The organism is Nonomuraea sp. NPDC003201 (genome assembly GCF_053590415.1).
This window is the reverse complement of sequence record NZ_JBSFTC010000396.1, coordinates 1-8,493: the sequence shown is the minus strand read 5'-3', so window position 1 is coordinate 8,493 and position 8,493 is coordinate 1. Positions and strand designations below refer to the sequence as shown.

The following is an 8,493-nucleotide window of genomic DNA, read 5'->3' as shown; positions in this document are numbered from 1 at the left end:
GCCCGCCGAGCGCACCGGCCCCAAGCCCGGCATGATGCAGCCGCCGCCCGCCGAACGCACGGGGCCCAAACCGGGTCAGCTGCCACCTGCCGAGCGCACGGGGCCCAAGCCCGGCATGATGCAGCCGCCGCCCGCCGAGCGGACCGGGCCCACGCCCGGCGTCGGCCGGGTGCCGCAGCAGCCGCCGGCGCCCCACCCCGAGCGGACGGGTTCCGTGCCGCAGACCGGGATGGGGCCGCGGGGCCCGCATCCGGATCTCACCGGGCCGGTCCCCCACCACCAGACCGGGCAGGGGCCGATGCCCCACCACTCCGCCACCGGCCAGGGGCCGTTGCCGGGCTATCCGCCCGCCAAGCCCAAGCGGGGCGTCTTCGCGGGCTGCATGACCGCCTTGATCATCGCGTTCGCGCTGGTGGTGGGGCTGATCCTCGTGCTGATCTGGGTGCTGCGGCCCTCGTCGGCCGGCGAGGACGGGCCCGTGCAGGACGGCAAGCTGCGCTTCGCCGTCACCAGCACGAAGTGCCCCAAGCCCGTGAAGTCCGCGCAGACCCGCACGTGCCAGATCGGCGTGCGGGTCAGCAACGTCGGCCAGGAGGCCAGGGTGCTCTACCCGGGCCAGCAGAAGCTGGTCGACGAGGACAAGGAGTTACACGGCGGCACCAAGCTGCTCGACAAGGACGGCAAGGAGACCACGCCGATCCGCATCGAGGCGGGCCAGTCGTTCGCCGGCGCGCTGGTGTTCGAGCTGCCGAAGGACCTCGCCCCGGCCGCGCTCGAGGTGCACGACTCGGGGCAGAGCAACGGGGCCCGCCTCAACCTCGGCTGAGCCGTCTCTGAGCCGTCTCTGAGCCGTCTTTGGGGCGCCTCAGAACCCCTCGGACGGGGAGACCACGCCCTCCAGCGGGGCGCCGTCGCCGAAGCGCCGCACGTTGGCGGTGACGCGTTCGGTCAGGCCGCGCCAGTAGGAGGAGGGCGGGTTGGCGGAGTGGGGCGTGATGAGCACGTTGTCCAGGCTCCACAGCGGATGCCCGTCGGGCAGCGGCTCCGGGTCCGTGACGTCGAGCGCCGCGCCGCCGATGCGGCCCGCGCGCAGCGCGTCCACCAGCTCGTCGGTCACGACGAGGCTGCCTCGGGCGACGTTCACCAGCCAGGCGTCCTCGCGCATGAGCTCGAACTCCCGCTTCCCGAACATCCCCCTGGTCTCCGGCGTGGCCGGCGCCAGGACGACCACGTAGTCGGCCTCGGGCAGCACCTCGCGGTAGCGGGCGCGCGGCAGCACGAGGTCCGCGCCGGGCGCCTCGCCGCTGTCGGTGACCGCCAGGACCCGGCAGCCGAACGGCTCCATCATCCGCATGAGCACCCGCCCGATGCCGCCGTAGCCGACGATCGCGACCGTCGAGCCCGCGAACTCCCTGGACGTCTTCGGCCCCCACGTCCGGACCCTGGCCGCCTGGTACAGCCGGCGCGCGGCCGCCAGCATCAGCGCCATCGCGTGCTCGGCCACCGGCAGGCCGTAGGAGCCGGTGGCGGCGGTGAAGACCGGGCGCTCGGAGATCAGCCCGGCGTCGGCGAACCGCTCGATGCCCGCGCTCGGCAGTTGCACCCAGCGGATGCCCTCATGGAGCATCGGCCGCAGCTCCGCGGGACCGCCGCCGAAGAAGACGATCGCCTCGGCCTCCTCCAGCGGCACGACCCGGCCGCCCGCCTGACGCACCGCCTCGATGAGCACGGGCACCGGCTCGGGTCCGACATGGACGGCGACGGTCATGCTGGGGCCTCCTTCTCGCCACGGGATCATCAGCGTATCGGTGATGCCCGAGCACGACGTTCTCCGGTGCCAGCATCTCTTCAGCCTTCGTGGGTAGGTTGGGCCGGGTGTCCGCCGTCGCCGCCCAGCCCGTGACCACCCCCGTCCCCGCCGCCGCCCGGCTCGCGTGGCTGGACGCGCTCCGGGGGATCGGCGCGCTGGCCGTGGTGGCCGAGCACCTGCTGCCGTGGTTCCTGCCCCAGCTCAGGCCGTACTGGTTCAGCCTCGGCATCTACGGCATCCTCGTGTTCTTCCTGGTCAGCGGCTACATCATCCCCACGTCCCTGGAACGCCACGGCGACGTGCGCAAGTTCTGGATCAGCCGGTTCTTCCGGCTCTATCCCCTCTACCTCGGCGTGGTCGTCCTCGTGCTGGCCCTGGCCTGGTGGGTGCCGGTGCGGCCGGAGGTGCCCAGGGACGCCAGCGCGGTGGCGGCGCACGCGACCATGCTGCTCGACGTCGTGAACGTGGGCGGCGTGGCCGACACGATGTGGACGCTGTCGTACGAGATGATCTTCTACCTCCTGGTCACCGCGCTGTTCCTGATCGGGGGGCACGGCCGGAGCGGGCTGCTGTCGGTCTCGTTCGCGGCGGGGGCCGTGGCGGTGGGGCTGGTGGCGCCGGGGGCGGTGCTGACGGGCGGGTGGCCCGCCTACGTCTCCGCCGCGGTGTTCGCAGCCGGGCTGGCCTGCGTCGTGTGGGGGCGCCTGCGCACGGCCGCGGCCTGCGTGCTGGGGCTGATGGCGCTGACGCTGCTGCCGCTGAGCAGCCGGGTGCCGTGGCTCGCGGTGGCGGTGCTGGCGGTGATGTTCGCGGGGACGGCCATCCACCGGTGGGAGCGGGGCCACGGACGGCTGTGGCCGGTCGCGGTGGCCGCGGCGCTGGTGGGGGTCGCGCCGCTGTGGGCCGTCCAGGGCGGCTGGTGGTGGGTGCGGGCCGACGTGTGGCTGACGACGATCGCGCTGGCCGGGGCCACGTTCGCGGCGGGGATGGCGCTGCGGGGGCGGCGGCTGCCCAGGGTGCTGACCTGGCTCGGGCTGATCAGCTACTCGCTCTACCTGGTGCATCACCCGCTGCTGAAGTATTTCGTGGCGATCACCGGTGACCTGCGGCGGGCGGAGCCGGCGTACCAGCTCATGATGGCGGCGCTGGCCCTGACCGTGGTGCTGGCCGCCAGCGCGCTCACCTACAGATACGTCGAACGGCCCATGCAGGCGCTGGGCCGCCGCCTCTCAGGCGGGCGCGCCCGCCGGCTCCAGAGCGAGGGCGATCGCGGGGTGGCTCGACAGGACGCGCGACACGACGGGGTCCTCGGCCATGAGGAAGCCCAGGTGCCGGACCGCGTGCGCGACCACGTTGGCCAGAGCGACGCGCTCAGGTGACGGGGTCGCGGGCGCCTCGCCCCTGGCGATCTCCAGCTCGGGCACCTCGACCGCGGGCAGCCACGGCGCCGGGTCCGGGCAGATCGCATAGGTCAGGACGACCCCGCCGTCCGGCTCGTATCGCCAGCTCGTGGAGTGCACGACGGTCCCCGGGTCCTCGGCCGCGACCCCGCTGAGCCGGCGGGCCGCCTCGTCGGGGCTCTCCCCTCGCCGCGGCCGGGTCAGGGCATGCCGGTAGGACCAGCGATTGTCGGTGCCCACCCGTAGCATGAGCGTCTCAACCAGGATCACGTGTCTTCCCGTCACCGCCACCAACTTACTGCCAATCATATGCAAGTACGTCTCAGACGCATTGTCGCAACGCTCTTGAAAGCCGTGGCGGGCCCGAATGTAGTCGATGACATGCGAGAGAGGGGCCGACAGCCATGCCGGGTTTGCTGGTGTTGATGGGATCGGGCGAGACGAGCCCGACCATGGTCGAGATCCACCGCGCGGCGGCGCGTTCGCTGCGCGCCGGGGCGCGGGCCGTGCTGCTCGACACTCCCTACGCCTTCCAGGAAAACTCCGCCGACATCTCCGCCCGCGCCCGCCGCTACTTCGCGCGCAGCGTCGGCCTGGAGGTCGAGGTGGCGGCCGGGATCACGGGCGCCGACTGGGTCTTCTCGGGTCCCGGCAGCCCGACGTACGCGCTCGACCGGTGGGCCGGCTCGGGCGTGGCCGGCGACCTGCGCGCCCGCATCCGCGCGCGCGAGGGGGTGACGGTGCTGGCCTCGGCCGCCGCCTGCACGGCGGGCCTGGCCACCGTGCCGGTCTACGAGATCTACAAGGTAGGCGCGGATCCCCATTGGCGCGAGGGCGTCGACCTGCTGGATCCGCTCGGGCTGCGGGCCGTGCTGATCCCCCATTTCGACAACGCCGAGGGCGGCACCCACGACACCCGCTACTGCTATCTGGGCGAGCGCCGGCTGTCCCGCATGGAGCGCGAGCTGCCGCCCGGCACCGCCGTCCTGGGCCTCGACGAGCACACCGCCCTGATCATCGACCTCGAGACCGAGTCGGTGCGGGTGGCGGGCCGGGGCGGCCTGACCGTCCGCCTGCCCGGCTCCACGACGGTCCTGCCCACGGGCACCCACACCGACCTGGCCGAGCTGCGCCGCCTGGCCGAGGGCGGCCCCGGCACGGGCGCCGTCACCCCGCCGCCCCCGGCGGACCCCGCTCCGGCCGAGGTGACGCTGGAGGAGACGATCCACACGTGCGAGGAGCTGTTCAAGGCGGCGGTGGCCCGTCCGGACCTGGTGGCGGCGGCCCAGGCGGTGCTCGACCTGGAGGCCGAGATCGTCAAGTGGGCGGCCGACACGGAGGAGGACGCCGGTGGGGTCGACCAGGCGAGAGAGCTGATGAGGCTGCTCATCGCCCGCCTCGGCGAGCTCGCCTCCTCCGCCCGCCTCCGCTCGCAGAGCCTCCCTTCCCTGGTGGAGCCCCTGCTGGTGCTCCGCACCCGGCTGCGCGAGGAGGGGCGGTACGAGGTGGCGGACGCGGTGCGGGCGGCGATGCAGGAGGGCGGGATCCTCGTGGAGGACACCCCGGACGGGCCCCGCTGGACCTGCGCCTCCTGAGACATCCGGCGGACACCTGTTTCGGCTGAGCGCTAGAACGTCCTGGCGATCTGGCGGGCGCGTTCGTCGGCCTGCTTGCGCTCGGCCTCGTACGAGCCCGTCAGCGTCGGGTGGTGGCGGATCTCCTGGATGTCGGCGATGCCGGCCCAGCGGAGCCAGTCGTCGAAGTAGGTCGACTGGAAGTCATTGCCGAACTCCGGCCCGAGGCCGGGACCCCAGACGGCGCTGGTGTAGACGACGGCGGCGCGCTTGCCGGTCAGCAGGCCGCGGTATCCGGTCTCCGGGTGCACGTCGAAGACCATCGCCGGCTGGCTGACCACGTCGATGAACTGCTTCAGCTTGTACGGCACGCCCCCGTTCCACATCGGCACGCTGAAGAGGTAACGGTCGTAGGAGTCGAAGCGCTCGAACGTCCGCACGGCCGCCGCCCACGCCTCCGCCTGCTCCCCCTCGGGCACGCCACCACCGAACACGGTCATCTTCGCGCCCGCGGCGGCCGGGCCGAACTCGGGGAGCGTGCCGTCCCACAGGTCGAAGTGATCGACCGTCGCACCGGGCCGGGCGGCGCGGTACTCCTCGACGAACGTCCGCGCGATGCCCAGCGAGATCGACTCGCCTCCGCGGGGGGAGGCGGAGATGTGCAGCAGTCTGCTCATGATTTCACGTCCTTTCCGGACTGTGGTCCGATTACTGCACCCGAAGATACGGACTGCAGTCCGATTGGTCAAGTGGCGGCGCGACGGGCGTACTGCGGGCGCAGTAGAGCGGATGGGTACCACGGGATGAGGGACTTCGCCCAGGTCAGGCCTAACGTTTGAAAGGTGCGTACGGTGACCTGGCTGAGACGGGAACTCCTGTCCCGGCCCTATGCGGCCGACACCGTCCTGGCCGTGTGCGTGTATGCGATGACGCTGCTGGCGCCGGGCGCTCCCCCGCCGCCCGGCGCGGAATGGCACGACCCGATGCGGCCCCTCACCGCGTACGACATCGCGCTGGCCGCGGTCGTCTGCGGCGCGCTGGTCTTCCGGCGGCGGTGGCCCCACGCCGTGCTCGCCGTCACGGTCACCGGGTTCGCCGCCTATGCCATGATCGACGGCGGGCGGAACGTGCTGGACCTGGGGTCGGCGATCGCGATGTACACGGTGGCCTCCCGATGCCCGCGCCGGCACGCGTGGATCTACGGCGGGCTCGCCGCGCTGGTGGTCGCCGTGGCCAGGATCGTGTTCGGCGACAGCACGTGGCTGGCGCCCGAAGTGCTGGCGCCGATCGCGGCGATCGGCATGGCCACCGCCGTCGGGGACTCGATGCGCAGCCGCCGGGCGTACGTGGCCGCCATCGAGGAGCGGGCGCGCAGGGCCGAGGAGACGCGCGAGGAGGAGGCCGAACGCCGGGTCATGGAGGAACGGCTGCACATCGCGCGGGAGCTGCACGACGTCCTCGCCCACCACATCGCGCTGATCAACGTGCAGGCGCAGGTCGCCGCGTACATGCTGGAGAGCGAACCCGAGCAGGCCCGCGCGGCGCTGGGCCATGTCCGCGAAGCCGGCAAGGAGGCGCTGGACGAGCTGCGGACGACGGTGGGGCTGCTGCGCCGGCCGGGCAGCCGCGACGAGCTCCTGACCGAGCCCGCGCCGGGGCTGGAGGGGCTGCCGGAGCTGGTCGACTCCTTCACCGCCGCCGGGCTGAAGCTGGGCCGGCTGCTCTACGGCGATCCGAGGCCGCTGCCCGCCCCTGTGGACCTCGCCGCGTTCCGGATCGTCCAGGAGGCGCTGACCAACGTGAGCAAGCACGCGCCGCGGGCGACCGCCACCGTGCGGATCGAGTACGCCGCCGACGAGGTGATCGTCACCGTGACCGACGACGGTCGTGGCGGTGCGGGCGGGATCTCCCCCGGGTTCGGTCACGGCCTGATCGGCATGCGGGAGCGGGCGCTGTCGGTCGGCGGCGCGTTCCTCGCCGGGCCCGTGGACGGCGGCGGGTTCCGGGTGCACGCCGTGCTGCCCACCTCCAGGGAGAACAGGCGATGACCGTCAACGTGCTGCTGGCCGATGACCAGGCGCTGGTCCGCGCGGGGTTCCGGGTGCTGATCGACTCGGCCCCCGACCTGCACGTGGTCGGCGAGGCCGCCAACGGTCACGACGCCGTACGGCTGGCGCGGGAGACCATGGCCGACGTGGTGCTGATGGACGTCCGCATGCCCGGGATGGACGGTCTGGCCGCGACCAGGGAGATCACCTCCGACGAGGCCATGGCCGGGGTCCGGGTGCTGGTCCTGACCACGTTCGAGATCGACGAGTACGTCTTCGCCGCGCTGCGGGCGGGCGCCAGCGGCTTCCTCGGCAAGGGTGTGGAGGCCGGCGAGCTGCAGGAGGCCATCAGGGTGGTGGCCAGGGGCGAGGCGCTGCTGTCGCCGTTGGCGACCAGCCGGCTGATCACCCGCTTCCTGGCCGGCCCCGGCGTCTCGGCCCAGCACGTGCCCGAGGACCTCGCCGTGCTCACCGAGCGCGAACGGGAGGTGATGACCCTGGTCGCCTGCGGGCGTACCAACGACGAGATCGCCGACCTGCTGGGGATCAGCCGGGTGACCGCCAAGACCCACGTCAACCGGGCCATGACCAAGCTGAAGGCGCACGACCGCGCCCAGCTGGTGATCATCGCCTACGAGACCGGCCTGGTCCGCCCCCAGGCCCGCTGATCGGCCGGGAACCGCGGGCGCGGTAGGCCCGCGCCCACGTCTACTGCGATCGCCGCAGTTCAGAACCCTCCTCCAGGCGGACGTTCTCCCCGGGGCGAGGCCACGAGGCTTGAGGGGTGACCACGACGGCCACGGCGCGGATCGCGCCCGGCGTCGTGCCGATCGCCGGTGACGGAGCCATCCCGCCGTGCGATCTGACATCCCTGCGAAGAGAAGTGGACAGCGATGACCGACACCACCTGCGGCCAGGGCGTCCTGCGCGACTTTCGGCGCTCGGAGCTGCCGAATCCCACGGTCGAGATCGTCATCCCCGTCTACAACGAGGAGCGCGCGCTCCCGGGATGCCTGCGCACCCTTCACGCGCACCTCCGTGAGCGGATGCCGTTCCCCTGGCGGATCACCGTGGCGGACAACGCGAGCCGTGACCGGACGCTGGAGGTGGCCCGGGAGCTGGCCGCCGAGCTGCCCGGCACGGACGTGGTCCACCTCGACAGGAAGGGGCGTGGGCTCGCACTTCGTACGGTGTGGGGCGCGAGCGAGGCCGACATCGTCGTCTACATGGACGTCGACCTGTCCACGCGCCTGGACGGGCTGTTGCCGCTGATCGCCCCGCTCGCCAGCGGCCACTCCGACCTCGCCATCGGCAGCCGGCTGGCCTCCGGCGCGCGCACCGTGCGCGGGCCGCGCCGCGAGCTGATCTCCCGCTGCTACAACGCGATCATCCGGCTCACCCATGGAGCCCGGTTCAGCGACGCGCAGTGCGGCTTCAAGGCCGCCCGTACGGACGTGCTCGGCCCGCTGCTCGAAAGGACGCAGGACGACGCCTGGTTCTTCGACACCGAACTGCTGCTGCTCGCCGAGCACAACGGGCTGCGCATCCACGAGGTCCCGGTCGACTGGGTCGAGGACGTCGACACCCGGGTCGACGTCGTCGGCACCGCCGTGGACGACCTGCGCGGGCTGTGGCGGGTGGCCCGCATGAAGGCTTCGGGC

General features: G+C 72.7%; 8 protein-coding genes. 6 read left to right on the top strand and 2 right to left on the bottom strand.

The window, feature by feature from the left end:
- The coding region (locus ACWDX9_RS55405; protein ID WP_449970712.1) for a DUF4352 domain-containing protein at window positions 1-826 on the top strand (826 nt) is incomplete at its 5' end.
- Window positions 827-865: 39 nt separating this feature from the next.
- On the opposite strand, the gene ACWDX9_RS55400 is transcribed toward ACWDX9_RS55405, so the two are convergent.
- Entirely contained in the window at window positions 866-1,768 is a 903-nt protein-coding gene (locus tag ACWDX9_RS55400) for a D-isomer specific 2-hydroxyacid dehydrogenase family protein (RefSeq protein ID WP_449970710.1), read from the bottom strand.
- Window positions 1,769-1,875: 107 nt separating this feature from the next.
- On the opposite strand from ACWDX9_RS55400, the gene ACWDX9_RS55395 reads away from it, so the two are divergent.
- Entirely contained in the window at window positions 1,876-3,189 is a 1,314-nt protein-coding gene (locus ACWDX9_RS55395) for an acyltransferase family protein (RefSeq protein ID WP_449970707.1), read from the top strand.
- A gap of 425 nt (window positions 3,190-3,614) precedes the next feature.
- Window positions 3,615-4,805, top strand: coding sequence for a hypothetical protein (locus tag ACWDX9_RS55390; protein WP_449970704.1), 1,191 nt, complete (start codon window positions 3,615-3,617; stop codon window positions 4,803-4,805).
- A gap of 32 nt (window positions 4,806-4,837) precedes the next feature.
- On the opposite strand, the gene ACWDX9_RS55385 is transcribed toward ACWDX9_RS55390, so the two are convergent.
- Window positions 4,838-5,461, bottom strand: a complete 624-nt coding sequence (locus ACWDX9_RS55385; protein WP_449970701.1) for an FMN-dependent NADH-azoreductase — start codon at window positions 5,459-5,461, stop codon at window positions 4,838-4,840.
- A gap of 174 nt (window positions 5,462-5,635) precedes the next feature.
- On the opposite strand from ACWDX9_RS55385, the gene ACWDX9_RS55380 reads away from it, so the two are divergent.
- From ACWDX9_RS55380 to ACWDX9_RS55370, 3 genes are all read left to right on the top strand, one after another.
- Window positions 5,636-6,832: a sensor histidine kinase gene (locus ACWDX9_RS55380; protein ID WP_449970698.1), complete on the top strand. Its 1,197-nt coding sequence runs from the start codon at window positions 5,636-5,638 to the stop codon at window positions 6,830-6,832.
- A complete protein-coding gene (locus ACWDX9_RS55375) occupies window positions 6,829-7,500 on the top strand; it encodes a response regulator transcription factor (protein WP_364247280.1) in 672 nt (223 codons plus the stop codon). The genes ACWDX9_RS55380 and ACWDX9_RS55375 overlap by 4 nt, the downstream gene beginning before the upstream one ends.
- A 225-nt stretch (window positions 7,501-7,725) precedes the next feature.
- On the top strand, window positions 7,726-8,493 hold a 768-nt coding region (locus ACWDX9_RS55370; protein WP_449970694.1), incomplete at its 3' end, for a dolichyl-phosphate beta-glucosyltransferase.

Bases quoted from the DNA above. Each gene is read 5' to 3' on its own strand.
- ACWDX9_RS55400 (WP_449970710.1), bottom strand. From the start codon at position 1,768: ATGACCGTCGCCGTCCATGTCGGACCCGAGCCGGTGCCCGTGCTCATC.
- ACWDX9_RS55375 (WP_364247280.1), top strand. From the start codon at position 6,829: ATGACCGTCAACGTGCTGCTGGCCGATGACCAGGCGCTGGTCCGCGCG.
- ACWDX9_RS55385 (WP_449970701.1), bottom strand. From the start codon at position 5,461: ATGAGCAGACTGCTGCACATCTCCGCCTCCCCCCGCGGAGGCGAGTCG.
- ACWDX9_RS55390 (WP_449970704.1), top strand. From the start codon at position 3,615: ATGCCGGGTTTGCTGGTGTTGATGGGATCGGGCGAGACGAGCCCGACC.